The 17,945-nt window shown below is 44.4% G+C and carries 19 protein-coding genes; all 19 read left to right on the forward strand.

Translation table 11 applies throughout. The annotated features are described in order from the left end of the window. Positions 1-15: 15 nt before the first annotated feature. The 19 genes from ACMXYR_RS02390 to flhB all read left to right on the forward strand — a co-directional run bounded on the left by ACMXYR_RS02390 (position 16) and on the right by flhB (position 17,920). On the forward strand, positions 16-276 hold the full coding sequence (locus ACMXYR_RS02390; RefSeq protein ID WP_415883411.1) for a DUF4212 domain-containing protein: 261 nt from the start codon (positions 16-18) through the stop codon (positions 274-276). 31 nt (positions 277-307) lie between these two features. After that, entirely contained in the window at positions 308-2,116 is a 1,809-nt protein-coding gene (locus ACMXYR_RS02395) for a sodium:solute symporter family protein (RefSeq protein ID WP_415883412.1), read from the forward strand. Between the two features lie 83 nt (positions 2,117-2,199). Beyond that, the gene (locus tag ACMXYR_RS02400) at positions 2,200-4,029 is read left to right on the forward strand and encodes a putative nucleotidyltransferase substrate binding domain-containing protein (protein ID WP_415893361.1); all 1,830 of its coding nucleotides are present in this window, start codon (positions 2,200-2,202) and stop codon (positions 4,027-4,029) included. A gap of 6 nt (positions 4,030-4,035) precedes the next feature. Continuing rightward, positions 4,036-4,665 (forward strand): 3'-5' exonuclease, encoded by a 630-nt coding sequence (locus ACMXYR_RS02405; protein ID WP_415883414.1) that lies wholly within the window; start codon positions 4,036-4,038, stop codon positions 4,663-4,665. Positions 4,666-4,834: 169 nt separating this feature from the next. Continuing rightward, positions 4,835-5,188: a flagellar hook-basal body complex protein FliE gene (gene fliE / locus ACMXYR_RS02410; protein WP_415902761.1), complete on the forward strand. Its 354-nt coding sequence runs from the start codon at positions 4,835-4,837 to the stop codon at positions 5,186-5,188. 66 nt (positions 5,189-5,254) lie between these two features. Further along, the gene (fliF, locus tag ACMXYR_RS02415) at positions 5,255-6,883 is read left to right on the forward strand and encodes a flagellar basal-body MS-ring/collar protein FliF (protein WP_415903622.1); all 1,629 of its coding nucleotides are present in this window, start codon (positions 5,255-5,257) and stop codon (positions 6,881-6,883) included. Then, complete coding sequence (gene fliG, locus ACMXYR_RS02420; protein ID WP_415886911.1) at positions 6,876-7,889, forward strand: flagellar motor switch protein FliG; 1,014 nt, start codon at positions 6,876-6,878, stop codon at positions 7,887-7,889. The genes fliF and fliG overlap by 8 nt, the downstream gene beginning before the upstream one ends. Before the next feature lie 11 nt (positions 7,890-7,900). Next, positions 7,901-8,662, forward strand: a complete 762-nt coding sequence (locus ACMXYR_RS02425; RefSeq protein WP_415902762.1) for a FliH/SctL family protein — start codon at positions 7,901-7,903, stop codon at positions 8,660-8,662. Further along, positions 8,655-10,052, forward strand: a complete 1,398-nt coding sequence (gene fliI / locus ACMXYR_RS02430) for a flagellar protein export ATPase FliI (RefSeq protein WP_415902763.1) — start codon at positions 8,655-8,657, stop codon at positions 10,050-10,052. The genes ACMXYR_RS02425 and fliI overlap by 8 nt, the downstream gene beginning before the upstream one ends. Further along, complete coding sequence (gene fliJ / locus ACMXYR_RS02435) at positions 10,049-10,492, forward strand: flagellar export protein FliJ (protein ID WP_415902764.1); 444 nt, start codon at positions 10,049-10,051, stop codon at positions 10,490-10,492. The genes fliI and fliJ overlap by 4 nt, the downstream gene beginning before the upstream one ends. A gap of 53 nt (positions 10,493-10,545) precedes the next feature. Further along, the gene (locus ACMXYR_RS02440) at positions 10,546-12,324 is read left to right on the forward strand and encodes a flagellar hook-length control protein FliK (protein ID WP_415902765.1); all 1,779 of its coding nucleotides are present in this window, start codon (positions 10,546-10,548) and stop codon (positions 12,322-12,324) included. Positions 12,325-12,510: 186 nt separating this feature from the next. Continuing rightward, entirely contained in the window at positions 12,511-13,032 is a 522-nt protein-coding gene (locus ACMXYR_RS02445; protein ID WP_415886917.1) for a flagellar basal body-associated FliL family protein, read from the forward strand. Between the two features lie 32 nt (positions 13,033-13,064). Further along, entirely contained in the window at positions 13,065-14,042 is a 978-nt protein-coding gene (gene fliM, locus ACMXYR_RS02450) for a flagellar motor switch protein FliM (RefSeq protein ID WP_415902766.1), read from the forward strand. Between the two features lie 35 nt (positions 14,043-14,077). After that, positions 14,078-14,518, forward strand: a complete 441-nt coding sequence (gene fliN / locus ACMXYR_RS02455) for a flagellar motor switch protein FliN (RefSeq protein WP_415886920.1) — start codon at positions 14,078-14,080, stop codon at positions 14,516-14,518. A 3-nt stretch (positions 14,519-14,521) separates the two neighbouring features. Further along, a complete protein-coding gene (gene fliO, locus ACMXYR_RS02460; protein WP_415902767.1) occupies positions 14,522-14,974 on the forward strand; it encodes a flagellar biosynthetic protein FliO in 453 nt (150 codons plus the stop codon). Next, positions 14,961-15,710, forward strand: coding sequence for a flagellar type III secretion system pore protein FliP (gene fliP, locus ACMXYR_RS02465; protein WP_415902768.1), 750 nt, complete (start codon positions 14,961-14,963; stop codon positions 15,708-15,710). The genes fliO and fliP overlap by 14 nt, the downstream gene beginning before the upstream one ends. A gap of 13 nt (positions 15,711-15,723) precedes the next feature. After that, the gene (gene fliQ, locus ACMXYR_RS02470; protein ID WP_415902769.1) at positions 15,724-15,993 is read left to right on the forward strand and encodes a flagellar biosynthesis protein FliQ; all 270 of its coding nucleotides are present in this window, start codon (positions 15,724-15,726) and stop codon (positions 15,991-15,993) included. Between the two features lie 4 nt (positions 15,994-15,997). Beyond that, positions 15,998-16,771, forward strand: coding sequence for a flagellar biosynthetic protein FliR (gene fliR, locus ACMXYR_RS02475; RefSeq protein ID WP_415902770.1), 774 nt, complete (start codon positions 15,998-16,000; stop codon positions 16,769-16,771). Positions 16,772-16,780: 9 nt separating this feature from the next. Beyond that, positions 16,781-17,920, forward strand: coding sequence for a flagellar biosynthesis protein FlhB (flhB, locus tag ACMXYR_RS02480; protein ID WP_415902771.1), 1,140 nt, complete (start codon positions 16,781-16,783; stop codon positions 17,918-17,920). Positions 17,921-17,945 lie beyond the last annotated feature (25 nt).

Consider the following 17,945-nt stretch of genomic DNA (forward strand, 5'->3'; position numbering starts at 1 on the left):
AATAAGGATGGTGTTATGTCAATCAGTAATGAGCAGGCGCAAGCCTACTGGCGTGAAAACTTGCGCATCATTATGACTCACCTCGCGATTTGGTTCGTAGTTTCCTACGGCTGCGCGATCTTGTTTGTCGAACAGCTTAATGCGATTCCGTTCTTCGGCTTCCCACTAGGTTTCTGGTTCGGCCAGCAAGGGTCAATCTTCGTATTCGTCATCTTGATCTGGACATACGTGTTCAGCATGAACAAGCTTGACGAGAAGTATGACGTTCACGAATAACAATAATAATTTCTATTAGGACGGCATTGCTATGAGTCTCGACGTTTTAACATTTCTCTTTGTAGGCGGCTCCTTTGCGCTATATATCGGTATTGCGATATGGGCGCGTGCAGGATCGACTAAAGAATTTTACGTTGCGGGCGGTGGTGTACCACCGGTTGCTAACGGTATGGCGACTGCTGCTGACTGGATGTCTGCTGCATCGTTTATCTCCCTGGCTGGCTTAGTTTCCTTCGTTGGCCGTGACGGTTCTGCCTATCTAATGGGCTGGACTGGTGGTTACGTACTACTAGCACTATTGCTAGCACCTTACCTACGTAAGTTCGGTAAGTTCACAGTACCTGACTTCATCGGTGACCGTTACTACTCTTCTACTGCACGTACAATCGCAGTAGTTTGTACTATCGTAATCTCTTTCACTTACGTGGCTGGTCAGATGCGTGGTGTTGGTATCGTATTCTCTCGTTACCTACACGTTGACATCAACACTGGTGTAGTTATCGGTATGGCGATCGTATTCTTCTACGCTGTACTAGGTGGCATGAAAGGTATTACTTATACTCAGGTTGCTCAGTATGTTGTATTGATTCTTGCGTTCACAGTACCAGCATTCTTCCTATCTGCTCAGGTAACTGGTCACTTCCTACCACAAATTGGTTTGGGTGCGACTCTGGACAGCGGTATGTCTGTATTGGCTACTCTTGACCAATTATCAGTGGATCTTGGCTTCCATCAGTACACTGACGGTAAGAAATCGACTATCGATCTATTCTTCCTAACAGTTGCTCTGATGTGTGGTACTGCTGGTCTTCCACACGTAATTGTACGTTTCTTCACAGTGCCTCGCGTAAAAGATGCTCGTCTATCTGCTGGTTGGGCGCTAATCTTCATCGCGCTACTTTACACTGCGGTTCCTGGTGTAGCTGGTTTCGGTCGTGTAAACCTTATCCAGACTATCAACGGTGCTGACGGTACAGGTACTGCTTACTCTGAAATGCCTGCATGGTTCAAAAACTGGGAGAACACTGGTCTTCTAGGTTGGACTGACCGTAACGGTGACGGCAAAGTACAGTACGCTGCTGGCGCTGCGTTCGATGCGAAGAAAGGTAAGCCTGCATTTACAGAAGAGCGTGGCGAATACGGTCAGCGTATTGCTACCAATGCTAAAGCAGGTGCAGAGTTTGATGCGGCTAAACAGCCATTTGCAAACGAAGTATACGTAGACCGTGACATCATGGTACTAGCTAACCCAGATATCGCTCAGCTTCCAAACTGGGTAATCGCTCTGGTAGCTGCTGGTGCGGTAGCTGCCGCACTATCAACTGCAGCAGGTCTGTTGTTGGTAATCTCTACAGCGATCTCGCATGACTTGATGAAGAAAACCATCAATCCAAATATCTCTGATAAGCAAGAGCTTATGTACGCTCGTCTGGCTGCTATCGTGGCAATCTGTATCGCAGGTTACTTCGGTATCAACCCTCCAGGCTTCGTGGCACAGGTTGTAGCCCTAGCCTTCGGTCTGGCATGTGCGTCCGTATTCCCAGCTATCATCATGGGTATCTTCTGGAAGCGTCACACTTCTCAAGGTGCGATTGCAGGTATGCTAGTAGGTCTTATCACTACTATGTGCTACATGTACTACTTCGCATTCGGTGGCGGTACTCCATCTGAATACATCATGGGTATCTCTCCAGGTGGCTTCGGTACTGTAGGTGCAATCCTTCACATCATCGTTGGTTTCGTAGTATCCAACATGACTGAAGAACCACCACAGGAAATCCAGGATATCGTAGAAGATCTACGTATCCCACGTGGTGCTGGTGCTGCTCACGATCACTAAGATCGATTAGATAAATCTAAAAAAAGGGCGCCCAGCGTAGGTTGGAGCGCCCTTTTCTTTTTCCTACAAAGAGGATGTTGGAAATGCCTGATTCTTTCAAAATGACAAATTTGCCATTCAGTTTACTGGATGAGAAAGAGCAAGATTTACTCCGTTCAAGCCTAGATATTGGTTACTACCAAAAAGGCGAGTACATCATGACGGCGGGTGAAGAGCCCGAAGGCGTCTTTGTTATTTTTAAAGGAAAGGTAGGGGAAAGCGAAGTTCAGGAAGAGGGTAGTGATACACCTGAACATGTCTTTGTTCACTATACCAATGAGGATTACTTTGGCGGTTGGTCTGCTATTCGGGGTAAAGCAATTCACAATTTTATTGCCGAAGAAGAGACTATCTGTCATATCTTACCGACTAAGATTCTATTGGATCTTATGTCTACAAACGGCTTATTTGCTGATTATTTTCAGCAAAACCTGTCAGCTAAAACAGAGATCGTTCAGCAGCACGGCAAAGAGCAGGACATGGCCGAATTCATGTTGGCTAAAGTGTCTGACGGTCTAGTGCGAGAGCCGTTGGTTATCCTTGAAGGAACATCTATTCGCGAAGCAACTCTGCTTATGCGCGAGAAAAAGGCAGATTGTATTCTTGTAAAGCGTGGTAATCGTTACGGTATGGTTACCGGCACGGATCTATTAGATGCTGTGGTGGTTAATGAGCTGGCTATGGATACTGATTTGGCAGAAATCGCTAGCTATCGCTTAATCACCGTTAGGCCAGATGATTACCTGTTTAACGCTTTGATCATAATGACTCAACAGCATATTGAGCGTGTTGTTGTGATGAAGGATGGAGAAATGTCAGGCATTGTTGAGCTGACAGATGTATTAAGTTATTTCTCCAGTCATTCCCATGTGATTGGTTTACGAATTGAGCGCGCACAAACGGTTGAAGATTTAAAAGAAGCTGAAAAAGGCTTAGATGATTTGATTAAGGCGCTAGTGTCGCAAGGCGTTAAAACTCGATTCGTGATGGATCTATTGGCTGCGATGAATGGGCGCATTATTGCCAAGTTATTCAATATTATGATCCCAAGCGATATGCAGCCACATGTCTGTTTATTGGTGATGGGTTCGGAAGGGCGTGGTGAGCAGATCATGAAAACTGATCAGGATAACGCCATTATTCATAGGGATGGTTTGGTTTGGCCTGAAATGACGGAAACGCTGAATCGCTTCAGTCAGACTTTGATCGAATTTGGCTTTCCTCCTTGCCCGGGTAACATCATGGTATCTAATCCAGACTGGGTTAAATCTTTGGGCGGCTGGACGCAGATGTTAGGTGATTGGGCTGATCGATGTGATGGCGACTCTCAGATGAATCTCGCTATTGCTGTTGATGCTAAGCCTGTCGCAGGTAACCCGGCTATCTTTAAGGCTAGCCGAAACTGGTTTATGAGGCATCTACGTAATAATGATGTTTTCTTCTCGCATTTTGCTAAAGCTTCCCTTGAGTTTGATACACCTCTGACCTTCTTTGGTAACTTGAAAGACAAAGGTCAGCTAGATATTAAGAAAGGCGGGATTTTCCCAATTGTGCATGGGATTCGCACGATAGCTCTAGAGCATCGGATCAAAGTAACAAATACCTTTGAACGTATAGAGGCTTTGACAGAGCTTGGTCAACTTAAAGAGAAGCATGGTAGAGAGATAGCTGAGGCTTTGAGTCTATTTATTAGTCTTCGATTAAGACAGCAAGTTAAGCGTATGGAAAGCAGTGAAACGGGGCACGACCAAACCCCAAATATTATTGATTTGCAGTCCTTAGATAAGCTTGAAAGAGAGCTGCTACGTGATGCGTTACATATTGTTAAAGGCTTTAAAAAGCATCTGGAGCTTAGGTATCACCTTGGAGGGTAAGTTTTAATGATCATACCCAGAGCGGTAAGAAGAATAAAAGAGAAGTATGACCATAAATCTGGTCCTTATGCGCACCTGTTCGATGCTTATGATGGTGATGAGGTTGTTTCTTTAGATTGTGAAACGACTAGTCTTGATGTGAAGCAAGGTGAAATTGTCTCGATTGGTGCGGTTAAGATTAAAGGTAAAAAGGTTCTTACGAGTGATCGTTTGGATATTAAACTTAAGCCACCCAAGTCACTGACCGGTGAGTCTATTAAGATTCATAAAATACGTGAAAGTGATTTAGCTGAAGGTATCGATATTGAAGATGCCTTGGAGCAGGTTTTAGAGTTTGTCGGAAATCGTCCAATTCTGGGTTACTACGTTAACTATGATATTCGTATGTTGGATAAATTCATTCGGCCGCAATTTGGTTTTGGTTTGCCGAATAAGGCGATTGAGTTATCCCATGTTTATCACGATATTATTAAATGGAAGTCTGTTGGCGGAAATGTCGATCTACGATTTGATACGATTTCCAAAAAATTAGATATACCAATGCTCGAGAGGCATACGGCTATTGGTGATGCTTTGACCGTAGCGCTGATGTATGTGAGGCTAAAATACGGTGATCCACCAGAAGCGCATTATTAATTAAACGTCAAAAGAATAACGGGCCATTGGCCCGTTTTTTGCTTTAATCTACATATAAAAGTAAATCTAGGTATATGTAGACAAAAAAATGTCGTCTTGTTCTTAGTTTATACCTTGATGAAGTAAATTGACTGGTTATAATGTCAATAAATTGCCGTTGGGTGTGGTTATGGTAGATAGAGCTGACATAAATAGTGTGCTAATGCAGATGAGGACGATTAAGACTCAAGTGCAGAGTGCATCTCCAGAAATGATGTCGGGAGTGGTCTCAGAGCCAGGCGCTATTAAACCCTCTGATCGTACCGGGTTCGGTGATATTTTAAAAAATGCGGTAGATGCTGTGAGTGAGACTCAAGCGGATGCCAAAAAAATGGCAGTAGCATATGAAAAGGGGGATCCTACTATCGATCTCCCACAAGTTATGATTGCTGCAGAAAAAGCTTCAGTCTCGTTTCAAGCGATGACACAGGTTCGAAATCGATTAGTTTCAGCCTATGAAGACGTAATGAAAATGCCAATTTAACAATAAATAGAATTAACGGGATAAGTGGCAGTGGCAAATAGCGCAGAAACATTAAGCGGAAGCCCAATGCTTGGCTTTAATAAGCTGAGCATTGTTAGGCAGATTGGTTTGATGGTTGGTCTAGCGGCAAGTGTCGCTATTGGTTTTGCTGTTGTTTTGTGGTCGCAAAAACCCGATCAGCGTGTTCTGTTTAGTAATCTCAGTTTCTCTGATGCTAACCAGATTATAGAGCAGTTACGTCTCTATAATGTTCCTTATAAGTTTGATGCTGAAGGTCGAGCTATTTTAGTGCCAGATGAATACGTTCATCAGGCTAGGCTTAAGCTAGCCTCGGAAGGTTTTACTGCTGATAAAACTGTGGGCTTTGAAATTTTGGATCGAGAGCAAAGCCTTGGTACCAGTCAATTTATGGAAACGACAAAATATCGTCGTGGTCTTGAAGGTGAGCTGGCTAGGACGATCTCTAATATGACGGCTGTACGTAATGCGCGTGTGCATCTTGCAATTCCTAAAGATACTGTGTTTATTCGCGATACTCGCAAGCCAACTGCATCTGTTTTTCTTGAGCTGTTCTCTGGTCGTCAGTTAGAAAGGGATCAGGTTGCTTCGATTGCTAATTTAGTGGCTTCTAGTATACCCGCTTTGAGCGTCAAAGATGTGACAGTGGTTGATCAGCGTGGCCGTTTGCTAAACATGCGTGATAAAGACGTTAATGTGGTATTGGCAGCTAAGCAATTGGAATATACGCGTAACCTAGAAGAAACCATGCTTAATCGCGTTAACAGTATTTTACAACCTGTAGTGGGTATGGGACGTTTTCGTGCTGAAGTATCGGCCGATGTTGATTTTACTGCTGTAGAACAAACCGATGAATTATATAACCCTGATCTCCCTGCTCTTCGTAGTGAACAAACAATGGACGAGTCACGGGTTGGTGGTGTTGCACCTATTGGTGTTCCTGGGGCTCTATCTAATCAGCCTCCAGGTCCAAGTAGTGTGCCGGAAGAGGCTTCTGGTGAAGGTGTATTAGCTAAAAATGGTGGGCAAGGTTCTTCTCGTAAGCAGGCTACGCGTAACTTTGAATTAGACCGCACAATTAGTTATACCAAACATCAGCAAGGGCGTGTGCGTCGTTTAACTGTTGCGGTTGTGGTTGATGATCTATCGAGTGTCGACCCTGCCTCCGGCGATGCTAAGCGTACACCTTGGCAACAAAATGAGTTGGAGCGTCTTCGTATTTTGGTTCAAAATGCCGTTGGTTACTCTGCGCTACGTGGCGATAGTGTAAATGTTGTTAATACTCCGTTTGTGCCTGAACAGCCGATTGTTACTGAAGATTTGCCTATTTGGGAGCAGGAATGGATTTGGGATATCGTTAAACAAGTGATGGCTGCGGTATTCGTTCTTGTTCTTGTTTTCGGTATCTTGCGCCCTATCCTTAAGAATCTTGCTTCAGCAGGTACTGCTGGTAATGTTGCAGGCCTTGGTGCTGCGGGTGAAGTATCTGCTGAGTTAGAAGGCCTTGATGGTGGTGAATTTTCTTCTGATTCGGTTACTTTTGGCAGTGATGATGGCCTTTTGCCAACGCCAAATGAAAGCTTTGATTATCAGTTGAACGCGATTCGTAGTATGGTTGCGGAAGATCCTGCGCGTGTTGCGCAGGCTGTGAAGCAATGGGTAGGTGACGATGAGTGATGAGGCAAATCAGGGTGAATTCAGTGAGATTGATAAAGCTGCAATTCTTCTGATTAGCTTAGGTGAGGCTGATGCTGCTGAAATCCTGAAACATATGGGCCCAAAAGAGGTTCAGATGATTGGGGAAGCAATGGCTAAACTGAACAATATTCCCCAAACAAAGGTGGAATCTGTAGTTGGGGACTTTATGGGTTTGGTGAGTGACCAAACCGGTATTGGCATTAACAATGATATCTATATCCGTTCAATGCTTAATCAAGCATTGGGTGAAGAAAAAGCAAAAACCCTCCTTGATCGTATTTTGATGAGCACTAATACATCCGGTCTTGATACATTGCGCTGGATGGAGCCTCGTCAAATTGCTGAAATTATCCGTTATGAACATCCACAGATTCAGGCAGTTGTTTGTGCTTATCTTGAGTCTGATGCTGCTGCTGGTGTGTTGGCTTTCTTTGACGATAAGCAGCGTCTAGATATCCTAATGCGCGTTGCAGCTTTAGATCGTATTCAACCGCAAGCTCTTCAGGAATTGAATGATATCCTTGAACGTCAATTTGCTGGCGCAAGCGGTGCAAGCTCTGCGACTTTAGGTGGCATTAAAAGCGCTGCTGATATTATGAACTTTATCGATTCAAGCATTGAGGCTGAATTGATGGAGGGTATAAAAGAAAGTGATGAAAATCTTGCTATGACTATCTCTGACCTGATGTTTGTCTTTGAAAATCTGCAAGATGTCGAGGATCAGGGGATTCAAGCCATATTGCGTGAAGTTTCTACGGATGTTTTGGTTGTTGCTTTGAAAGGGGCAGATGTTTCTCTGCAAGAGAAAGTGTTTCGTAATATGTCCAAACGAGCATCTGAATTGTTACGCGATGATCTTGAGGCGAAAGGCCCTGTGCGTGTTTCTGAGGTTGAAGAAGCACAGAAAGAGATTCTGTCTGTGGCGCGTCGTCTTGCTGATGAGGGTGAAATCATCCTTGGTGGCGGTGGCGAAGAGATGCTGTAGGCTTAATGTGTATGACTGAAAATAAAGGTTTTAAACGCATAAAAGCTGATGAGGTAGCAGAACTCATTGGTTGGGAGCTTCCCCAGGTCGCGGGTCAGCATGTTGTTGGCTTACAGCAAAAAGATCCTGTTGAAGTAACGGTCGTAGAAGAAGTTATGGCCGCAGAAAAAATTACCCTTGCTGAACTGGAAGAGATTCGTGAAACAGCGCGAATAGAAGGTCTGGCTGCTGGTCTTGAAGAGGGACGCCTTAAAGGGCAAGAAGAAGGGCGCACTCAAGGCGAAGCAGCAGGGCGGGAACAAGGCTATCAAGAGGGGTTTAAGCAAGGGGAGGCAGAAGTTCAACGTCTACAGGCTCTGTTTAGTAATATGATGACTGAATTTCAGTTACCCCTGAAACAACAAACGGTGGCTATAGAGCAAGAACTTATTAAGATGGTTGTATCTTTGGCCGAAGCGACAATCGGTGCGGAGTTGTCTAATCGGAAAGAGTTGCTTTTAGCTTCTATTCAGAATTCCTTGCGAAGCGTGCCAGAACCTTTAGGTACAGTAACAGTAAAAGTGCATAAAGATGACTTGCCTTATCTAGAAAAAATGCTTTTAGTGTCTGGTGTAGTTCTCGAATATATAGTTGATGAGAATATCTCCCAAGGTAGTTATGAGCTTCAAGCTGCGAGTACCTTAGTGGAATATAATTTAGACCAGCATTTTAGTTCGGTAGTTAAACAGTTCCTTTCAAGCGTTGAAACTGATTCGGCACAATCTCATGAGTGAGCTACTTGGGCGCTTATCTCAATATCAAAAAGATCATCTAGATAAACCTCAGCCTCGAATTGAAGGTCGTATTACTCGAATGATCGGGTTAACGATAGAGGCCGTTGGTATAAAGTGTGCTGTCGGTGAGTGTTGTTATATAGAGATTTCACAAGATCAGCAGATCGAAGCTGAAGTGGTTGGTTTTTCTGGTGATCGTATTTACTTAATGCCTTTATATCCCATTGAGGGTCTCCAGTCAGGTACTAAGGTAATTGCTGTCAGTGCTTCAGGTAAAGTGCCTGTTGGTATGAATTTGCTGGGTAGGGTCTTGAATGGCGTTGGTCAACCTATAGATGGTAAAGGTCCTCTTCAACCAGAAGCCGAAACTGGTTTGGCTGGCGAGATTATTAACCCCTTACTCAGAGACCCTATTAAGCAGACGCTTGATGTTGGTATACGTACCATTAACGGTTTGCTTACTGTTGGCCGTGGGCAAAGAATGGGATTGTTTGCTGGTAGTGGTGTAGGTAAATCTGTGCTTCTTGGCATGATGACCCGTTTTACTGAAGCCGAAATAATTGTTGTTGGGCTGATCGGTGAGCGAGGCCGTGAAGTTAAAGAATTTATTGAGCACAGTTTAGGTGATGAGGGCTTAAAAAGGTCCGTAGTTGTAGCCTCGCCAGCAGATGATTCGCCTCTAATGAGGTTGCGTGCATCGCAGCTGTCTACTCGAATTGCTGAATACTTCCGTGATCAAGGGAAGAATGTTCTTTTGTTGATGGATTCACTGACTCGGTATGCGCAGGCGCAGCGTGAGATAGCGTTAGCAGTAGGTGAGCCGCCAGCAACTAAAGGTTATCCTCCTTCTGTTTTTGCTAAAATTCCAAAATTGGTTGAACGTGCCGGTAATGGCGAGGCTGGCAGTGGCTCTATAACTGCGTTTTATACAGTGTTGACGGAAGGTGATGATCAGCAGGATCCAGTGGCTGATTCTGCAAGGGCTATTTTGGATGGGCATGTTGTTTTGTCTCGTCGCTTAGCTGAGCAAGGACATTATCCTGCAATTGATATTGAAGCTTCTATCAGTCGAGCTATGCCTCAAATAGTCGAGCCTGATCACTTGCAAATGGCAATGCGCTTTAAGCAGCTATACTCAAAGTATAGGCAAAATGAGGATCTTATTAATGTTGGCGCCTATGTGAAGGGGAGTGATCCTGATACTGATTTCGTTATGGAAAATTTGCCTTCAATGAATGCCTTCTTAAGGCAGGGGATTAACGAGGCATTGCCGCTGTTGCAGTCAATGCAACAGATGATTATGGTTCTTACTACGCCACCAACACCTAACGCAGAGCCGGAGAAGCAGCAGTTACGCCGGCCTGCTGTCACTAACGGGCTGCAGAAATGAGCAAACGTTCTAAGCGCTTGAAGCTGGTTCTTGATTTAGCTGAAAAAAAGAAGCAACAAGCAGATCAATTTTTGGCTGCAAGTCGCCAGCGTGTAGATAATGATCAGAAAACGATGGCTCAACTTGATCAGTATGTTTCTGATTACCAGCAGAGTTATTTGGGCGCGCATTCAGAAGGTTGTACGGGTGCTCAGTTACATACTCAGCAAGCTTTTTTACAAAAAATTCAAGATGCTAAGGCAGCTCAAATCAAAGCGATGGAGCAAAACCGAAGGGAGCTTGATGTCGTCGAGCAGCATTGGAAGGCGGCTTATGCCCGAGTCAAAGGGTTACAGAAACTCGCAGATAAGGCTGTTGAGAATGAGTTGCTTGAAGAAGAGAAGGCTTTGCAAAAACAGCTAGATGAGCGCTCTCAAGCTATAAAGGCTCCATTTATATAAGTTGGCCTTTATTTTGCTTTATTCAGTTCAGGCAATACTAATAGGAGCCTGAAATGAGTGAGCAAGTATCCCCGTCTGCTGGAGGCGGGTTATTATCTCTTAATTTATCTATAACCCCTCAAAGTTCGATGTCTTCTGCGCCTGGAACGGTTCCTTTATTGGGTGGTTTCGGGGCAGTTCTTAATCAGCAGAGTGATTCTGGAATACCTGCTGCTGAATTTAATGGCGGCGGAATGTTGCCGCATGATGGGAAGGCTTTGCCGCAGAATTTAGAGCATTTCTTGCCTGAAGATCGTATGCAGGATCAGCTCCGTCAAATAGCACAGTTATTAGAGCAGCAATCAACTAAAGAATCTCAACTGCCGCCAGAGCTTAGCGCTGAACTGGCAAAAGCGTTGCGCGAATACACCGAGCAGCAGCCGATATTGCCTACCAAGAGTGATGGGGAACGGGAGTTGGGTGCTATACCCTCAGATACCAGTTCGGATGAAACTGTTTCGGCTTCAATTGATCAGGATGTGACGGTAGCTCGTGAAAATGATCCGGTTGTGGCGAGTCCTTCATCTAACGTTGCTGCGTTGGATTCAGATCCAATTGCTAAGCTAACCCCAACGCATGAAGAATCTAAAGCTGATCGTGCAGATGCTAATGCAGGTCAAATCTCTTCTACAGGTTCAGTTGATTCCCTAGCACAACCACCTGTAGCGGCTACGAATGTTGAGTCTGCGCGGCCTAACCCTCAGGGTTCAGTGTCATCAGCTGTATTAAATGAAACTGCTCAGAATTCAGCTCAGAATTCAGCTCAGAATTCAGCTCAGGATGGAGTTGGTAAAGGTAATATCGGCGTAGATGGCACTTCCGAAGAGCTTTTAATTAACGCACAGTCACAAAGTCAGCAAGCTGCCCCCCAACCTCAGGCAGTAGCTAATACTGTGACGGATGAAGCGAAGGTAAAGCAGGTAGGCGTCAGTAATCAGTCGTCGAAGGGTGGTGAAGTATTAGTTAACGCTCAGGTAGATCCAAAATCTGCACCAGTAAGGGCTGAAAATGCAGTGTCTACTGCTGATGTTGCTGCTGAAACTAAGCCTGTTGATTCTAATGCTAGGAAAAATGAAATAGACGCGGCTAAGGTTTCAAATCGTGCTCTGACAGAATCGTCTGTTCCTGCGCAGGGAATGAAATCAGATTTAGTTCTGAAGCCTCAGCTTGATAACAGTAGTATTCGGAAAATTGAATCTGCTTTGGATATGACTCAGCAGCTATTGCAAAAAGTGGCGGCGAGTGAAAAAGGTGACATGACTGCTACACAGGTAGTGGAGCGTTTAGCTTCAAATACCATAGGGCAGGTGAACTCCGCTTCGCCTACAGCGGCCCAGAAGGTTGTGACCGAGGGGCAAAATCTTATGATGCCTCAAAATGTTAAGGTAAATACTCCTGCTTGGAATAATGCATTGGGCGAGCGAGCAATTATGATTGCTGCCCAAAATACGCGAGTGGCTGAGATTAAATTAGATCCGCCAGAGCTGGGTTCTCTTAATATCCGCGTTAATATAAATCAGGATCAGGTGAGTCTTAACTTTACTTCGCCACATGCCCATGTCAGGGATGCGGTTGAACAAAGTTTGCCTAGATTACGAGAGATGTTTGCAGAGCAAGGTTTAGCGCTTCAGGACTCTTCGGTTTCTGATCAATCTGCTGAGCAGCAAAGGCGAGAGCAATTAGCAGAAGGGAATGATTCTGGTCAGTATTTGGGAGGTGCTGGTATGGAAGGAGAAGACGGTATTCAGCCAGAAAATGCTAAGTCAGTTTCTTTGGTGGATTACTACGCATAATTGACAAGTTGATGAGTTTTTTGCTGCTGAACGCGATGCTTTTACAAAGCTCTTTAGTCTAAATAGTATTTTTGTGTGCTCTTGATCTTCAGCCTTAAAATCAGTGTGTTATATTAGGCGCAATACTGTTTTAGCGATATGTGGTTCATACTGTAGAGTATCGCGTTTTGTGTTGGAGAATAAGAGATGGCTGAAGAGCAGGAAACAGGCGCTGAAAGCGGTGAGAAGAAATCATCTAAACTCAAGTTGATTATTATAGCGGTGCTGGCGCTTGTAGTTGTAGGTGGTGGTGGTGCTGCGGCTGCTTTGTTTTTCTTAGGCGGAGATGAGGAGCCAGCTGAAGAGGCTGCTTCTGCTGAACCAGTCCGAGCTGAGGCGATCTATACCAAGGTAAGAACTATGGGTGGTAAGCCGATGTTTGTTGTGACTCTGCAGTCAAATGACAACAGGCCTCACTATATGCAATTGTATGTTGAGGCCAAGAGCCGTGATCAAGCTGTTGCTGATGCTTTAACCTTGCATATGCCTTTGATTGTTTCGCGTCTAAATAATTTATACAGCACCCAAGAGTTTCGTGTCTTGCAAACAGTTGAAGGTAAAGAAGCTTTATTAGAGAGCTCAACCGATTTAGTGCGTGAAATCATGCAGGAAAAAATTGGTAAGCCGGGCGTAGAAACTATCTTGTTTACCAATATGGTTATGCAGTAATGCTGTTTGGGCTGATAGGAGATTGTTCCTAAATGTCGGTCAAAGACTTACTTTCGCAAGATGAAATCGATGCCCTTTTGCATGGTGTCGATGATGGGGATGTTGAAACCTCTGACGAGGCGGAAGTAGAAGAAGGTGAAGTCCGAGGTTACGATCTTGCCAGTCATGAACGAATTGTTCGTGGCCGTATGCCTACGCTTGAAATGGTCAATGAGCGTTTTGCTCGTTATACCAGAATAAGTCTGTTTAATCTGTTAAGGCGCGCAGCTGATGTGACAGTTGGTGGTGTTCAGGTGATGAAGTACGGCGACTATATTCACACTTTGTATGTTCCTACCAGTATGAACTTAATCAGAGTCAACCCGCTACGTGGTACTGCTCTGTTTATTATGGATGCTAAGCTGGTTTTTAAACTGGTGGATAACTTCTTTGGTGGCGATGGACGTCATGCCAAGATCGAAGGTCGAGAGTTTACACCGACTGAAACACGTCTTATCCATAAAGCGTTAGAGCAATTCTTTTTGGATTTGGAAGAAGCATGGGCTCCGGTTAAAGAGCTTACTTTTGAACACTTGGGTCATGAGATGAATCCTGCGATGGCCAACGTGATTAACCCAACCGAAGTTGTAGTGGTAAGCTCTTTCCAAGTCGACTTAGAAGGTGGTTCGGGTGAATTTCATGTTGCGATGCCCTATTCAATGTTGGAACCAATTCGAGATGTACTCGTATCTGGTTTTCAAAATAGCGAAGATGAAAAAGATGAGCGTTGGCAGATCGCTTTGCAGCGAGATATTTTAATGGCAGGTTTGCCATTAGAGATGACGTTAGCCCAGCAAGATATGACTTTACGGGATGTTTTGGAATTGGAGGTGGGTGATGTTATACCTATTGAGCTACCTGAAACATTTGAGCTAAAAGCTAACAAAGTCCCTGTTTATAATTGCACTATGGGTGTTTCTCGAGGGAATTTGGCCGTTAAGATTGTTGATCAAATTCAACGCCCTAAATAATTGTGCACGCGATAGTACTATAGAGAGCAAAAGCGATGAGTAATGAAAACGAAGACCAGCAAGCGTTAGCTGATGAATGGGCAGCGGCGATGGAAGAGCAGGTCAGTGAAGAGGGCGGCGAAGTTGTCGATCCTGATGCTTTGCTTGCAGAAACAGGTGTGACAGGTGATTCAGTTGAGTTGGATGAATTGACTGATGAAGGTACACCTGTCACAGATCCTAAGCTGGACGTTATCTTAGATATCCCTGTTACTCTCTCTATGGAAGTAGGTCAAACTGATATCCCTATTAGCAACCTATTGCAGCTAAATCAGGGTTCTGTAATTGAGCTTGATCGTGTAGCTGGTGAACCCTTGGATGTTATGGTCAACGGAACGCTAATCGCACATGGTGAAGTGGTTGTTGTGAATGATCGATACGGTATTCGACTGACCGACGTGATCAGCCCTCAAGAACGAATCAAGCGCCTTAAGTAATTTATGCGTTCTTGGTTGTTATGCCTGTTTGTTAGTCTTTCGCCTACAGCTTTTGCGTTGGGTATTGAAGCTGCTTCGGGTGCAAAGCCTTCAGTTGTGCCTGCTACAACTTACCAAGAGCCGTTTTCTACGGCTGCTCTAACACAGTTGTTACTTGGCTTGCTGTTTGTCATTGGTCTCATTTTTCTCCTTTCCTGGTGTTTTAAGCGGTTCAGTGGTGTTACGCCAATGGCTCGCCATATGAAAGTTTTAAGTGTGTTGCCTTTGAGTACGCGTGAAAAAGCGGTGTTAGTCCAGGTTGGGGATAAACAGCTATTACTGGGCGTAGCGCCTGGTCGAGTTTCTCATCTTTACTCTTTTGAAGAATCTATTGTGGATGATCAGCCGAATGAGAGCTTTGCTGCGCGTCTAGGCGAGGCGATATCAAAGCGACGGAGCGTCGATGAAGCTGATTAAATTAGTTTCAATTATTTTTCTTGCTTTTATTTTTCCGCATCTAGCAAGCGCTGCTGATGTGGGGATTCCGGCTGTAACGCTAACAACCGGAGAGAATGGTGAAAGCAACTATAGTGTGACGCTACAGGTGCTTGCACTCATGACTATGCTGACATTCCTGCCAGCAATGCTCATGATGATGACCTCTTTTGCTCGAATTATTATTGTCTTTGCGATTCTTCGACAGGCTTTGGGGCTGCAGCAGACGCCATCGAATCAAATCATGGTGGGTATGGCGATGTTCTTGACGCTGTTTATTATGACTCCGGTGCTAGATAAGGTATATGTACAAGCTGTGCAGCCTTACGTTAATGAAGAGTTAGGCGTATTAGAGGCGCTTCAAACGGCAAGTGGTCCGTTTCGTGATTTTATGATGCTTCAGACTCGTGAAAGTGATCTTGAACTCTTTATGAGAATTTCAGGCACGCCGGCCGTAGAAACAGCTGAACAGATTCCTTTTACTGTATTGGTCCCTGCATTCGTAACGAGTGAATTAAAAACAGCCTTTCAAATTGGTTTTATGCTGTTTATTCCATTTTTGGTTCTCGATTTGGTTGTTGCCAGTGTATTGATGGCTATGGGTATGATGATGCTGTCACCGGTAATTATTTCGTTACCGTTTAAAATTATGCTATTTGTATTAGTGGATGGTTGGGCGCTGGTGATTGGAACATTAGCTGCCAGTTTTGGAATATAGCTAAGGAGGAAATATGACACCCGAAGTCGTACTTAGTCTCTTTGGTGAGGCCTTTTGGCTAATAGTAGTAATTGTTACTGTCATTATTGTACCGAGCTTAATTGTGGGTTTGGCTGTGTCGACCTTTCAGGCTGCTACACAGATTAACGAACAGACGTTGAGCTTCTTGCCTCGACTTATTATCACTATTCTTGTGATTATGTGGGCAGGACCTTGGCTTCTGAACAAGTTGACTGAGCATTTCACTAATTTAGTGAAAAATATCCCATACCTTATAGGTTGAGCCCTTGTTTGAGCTGAGTGTTCTTCAGATTGAGCAGTGGGTGGCGGCCTTTCTGTGGCCCTTCTTTCGTATTGCTTCATTTTTCATGGCTGTACCTTTGCTAGGTAGTCAACTTGTCAATGCTCGTGTGCGTATGTTTTTGGCCCTGGCAGTGACGGTGGTTGTGGCTCCATTGCTACCTGCTATGCCAGACTTTGATGGCCTGCATCTTAATACTTATTTGATTATTGCTCAGCAGATACTGGTTGGTGCAATGTTGGGTTTTTTATTTCAGGTGTTTTATCAGATCTTTGTATTAGGTGGTCAGATGATCGCGATGCAGATGGGTCTTGGTTTTGCGTCAATGACGGACCCTGCAAACGGTATTTCGGTCGTTATGTTGGGTCAGTTTTATCTAACATTGATTATGATGATCTTTGTGGCACTCAATGGCCATTTAGTGATGATTGAGATTGTCGTAAGAAGTTTTGATGTTGTGCCTATAAGCTTGGAAGCGGTAGATCGAAATAGCTATTGGCGTATTTTGATGGCCGGGAGTTGGATGTTTTCAGCTGCTATGCTGATGGCGTTGCCTGCTGTAACGGCTCTGCTGGTTGTAAACATGGCGTTTGGTATCATGTCGCGTGCAGCCCCGCAATTAAATATTCTAGCGGTTGGTTTTCCGTTTACCATGGTGCTGGGCCTGTTTATTAACTGGGTGAACTTAGGTGGTTTCTTAGATCAATATATGCGGATCTCTGCCTTTGTTTTGGATTATATCGAGAATTTGTTTCTGTGATGCGCGATTATGGCTGAAGATTCTGGTCAGGAAAAAACAGAAGACCCCACACCCAAGCGAATAAAGGAAGCTCGGGAAAAGGGGGATGTTCCGCGGTCGAAAGAACTGGCAACAACGCTGGTACTTATGGCAGCTGTTTTTTCTGTAATTATTTTTGGGGCTCAGTTAGCAAATAGCATGTTAGGCGTCATGGAGAGTAATTTTATTCTCGATCGCGCTGCTGTATTTGATACTAACAAAATGTTGGCGCACTTTGGGGCTTCTGCTAAGGAGTCATTAATGGGGTTGGCTGGGGTTTTTGGGGTCTTGTTGATTGCTGCGCTAGTAGGGCCTATCGCTTTGGGTGGCTGGAATTTCAGTGGTCAATCTATTGTCCCAAAAGGTAGTCGAATTGATCCTCTTGCGGGCCTTAAAAGAATGTTTTCGTTAAAATCCCTTATCGAACTTTTCAAGGCGATTGCGAAGTTTTCGCTGGTTGGTGGTTTTGCGATACTCATCTTATGGACAATCCGAGGAGATCTGTTAGCTCTTGCTACATTTGAGCCAAGACCTGCAATCGATGCAGCGTTAGATATCATTATATGGGTGTTTATGGCGCTCAGTGCGGTTCTTATTCTTGTGGCGGTTGTGGATGTGCCTTATCAGCTCTATGACTACACTGAAAAAATGAAGATGACCTTGCAAGAGGTTAAGGATGAGCTGAAAAACACTGAAGGTAAGCCTGAGGTCAAAGGGCGCATTAGGCAGCTTCAGCGTGAAATTGCTCAAAGGCAAATGATGCAATCAGTGCCAGAAGCTGATGTGGTTATTACCAACCCTACTCACTATTCTGTAGCTCTGAAGTACGAGAGTGAAGGGCGCGGTGCGCCTATTCTTGTTGCTAAAGGTGCGGATTTTGTGGCATTGAAAATCCGAGAAATCGCTGAAGAGCATGATATTCCTATTCTTTCTGCCCCGCCTTTAGCACGAGCTATTTATAACTCTACCGAAATCGATGATGAGATCCCATCTGGCTTGTATATGGCTGTGGCCCAAGTGCTTGCTTATGTCTTCCAGTTGAAGCGCTATAAAGAGCGTGAGGCAGAGCGTCCAAGTAACTTGCAAGTTGATAATTTACCTATCCCTGATGAATTTAAAGATGACCTTTAATTGGCGCAAAATTTGCATTATTTAG

This window comes from Neptuniibacter sp. QD29_5 (genome assembly GCF_047778125.1).
In the GTDB taxonomy this organism is placed as follows: domain Bacteria; phylum Pseudomonadota; class Gammaproteobacteria; order Pseudomonadales; family Balneatricaceae; genus Neptuniibacter.

What these genes read in the sequence shown, in the direction of transcription:
- ACMXYR_RS02445 (WP_415886917.1), top strand. Translation starts at nt 12,511, where the DNA reads ATGGCTGAAGAGCAGGAAACAGGCGCTGAAAGCGGTGAGAAGAAATCA.
- fliM (WP_415902766.1), top strand. Translation starts at nt 13,065, where the DNA reads ATGTCGGTCAAAGACTTACTTTCGCAAGATGAAATCGATGCCCTTTTG.
- ACMXYR_RS02425 (WP_415902762.1), top strand. Translation starts at nt 7,901, where the DNA reads ATGACTGAAAATAAAGGTTTTAAACGCATAAAAGCTGATGAGGTAGCA.
- fliJ (WP_415902764.1), top strand. Translation starts at nt 10,049, where the DNA reads ATGAGCAAACGTTCTAAGCGCTTGAAGCTGGTTCTTGATTTAGCTGAA.
- ACMXYR_RS02390 (WP_415883411.1), top strand. Translation starts at nt 16, where the DNA reads ATGTCAATCAGTAATGAGCAGGCGCAAGCCTACTGGCGTGAAAACTTG.
- fliN (WP_415886920.1), top strand. Translation starts at nt 14,078, where the DNA reads ATGAGTAATGAAAACGAAGACCAGCAAGCGTTAGCTGATGAATGGGCA.
- ACMXYR_RS02405 (WP_415883414.1), top strand. Translation starts at nt 4,036, where the DNA reads ATGATCATACCCAGAGCGGTAAGAAGAATAAAAGAGAAGTATGACCAT.
- fliG (WP_415886911.1), top strand. Translation starts at nt 6,876, where the DNA reads ATGAGTGATGAGGCAAATCAGGGTGAATTCAGTGAGATTGATAAAGCT.
- fliI (WP_415902763.1), top strand. Translation starts at nt 8,655, where the DNA reads ATGAGTGAGCTACTTGGGCGCTTATCTCAATATCAAAAAGATCATCTA.
- fliO (WP_415902767.1), top strand. Translation starts at nt 14,522, where the DNA reads ATGCGTTCTTGGTTGTTATGCCTGTTTGTTAGTCTTTCGCCTACAGCT.
- fliP (WP_415902768.1), top strand. Translation starts at nt 14,961, where the DNA reads ATGAAGCTGATTAAATTAGTTTCAATTATTTTTCTTGCTTTTATTTTT.
- ACMXYR_RS02440 (WP_415902765.1), top strand. Translation starts at nt 10,546, where the DNA reads ATGAGTGAGCAAGTATCCCCGTCTGCTGGAGGCGGGTTATTATCTCTT.
- fliF (WP_415903622.1), top strand. Translation starts at nt 5,255, where the DNA reads ATGCTTGGCTTTAATAAGCTGAGCATTGTTAGGCAGATTGGTTTGATG.
- flhB (WP_415902771.1), top strand. Translation starts at nt 16,781, where the DNA reads ATGGCTGAAGATTCTGGTCAGGAAAAAACAGAAGACCCCACACCCAAG.
- ACMXYR_RS02400 (WP_415893361.1), top strand. Translation starts at nt 2,200, where the DNA reads ATGCCTGATTCTTTCAAAATGACAAATTTGCCATTCAGTTTACTGGAT.
- fliQ (WP_415902769.1), top strand. Translation starts at nt 15,724, where the DNA reads ATGACACCCGAAGTCGTACTTAGTCTCTTTGGTGAGGCCTTTTGGCTA.
- ACMXYR_RS02395 (WP_415883412.1), top strand. Translation starts at nt 308, where the DNA reads ATGAGTCTCGACGTTTTAACATTTCTCTTTGTAGGCGGCTCCTTTGCG.
- fliE (WP_415902761.1), top strand. Translation starts at nt 4,835, where the DNA reads ATGGTAGATAGAGCTGACATAAATAGTGTGCTAATGCAGATGAGGACG.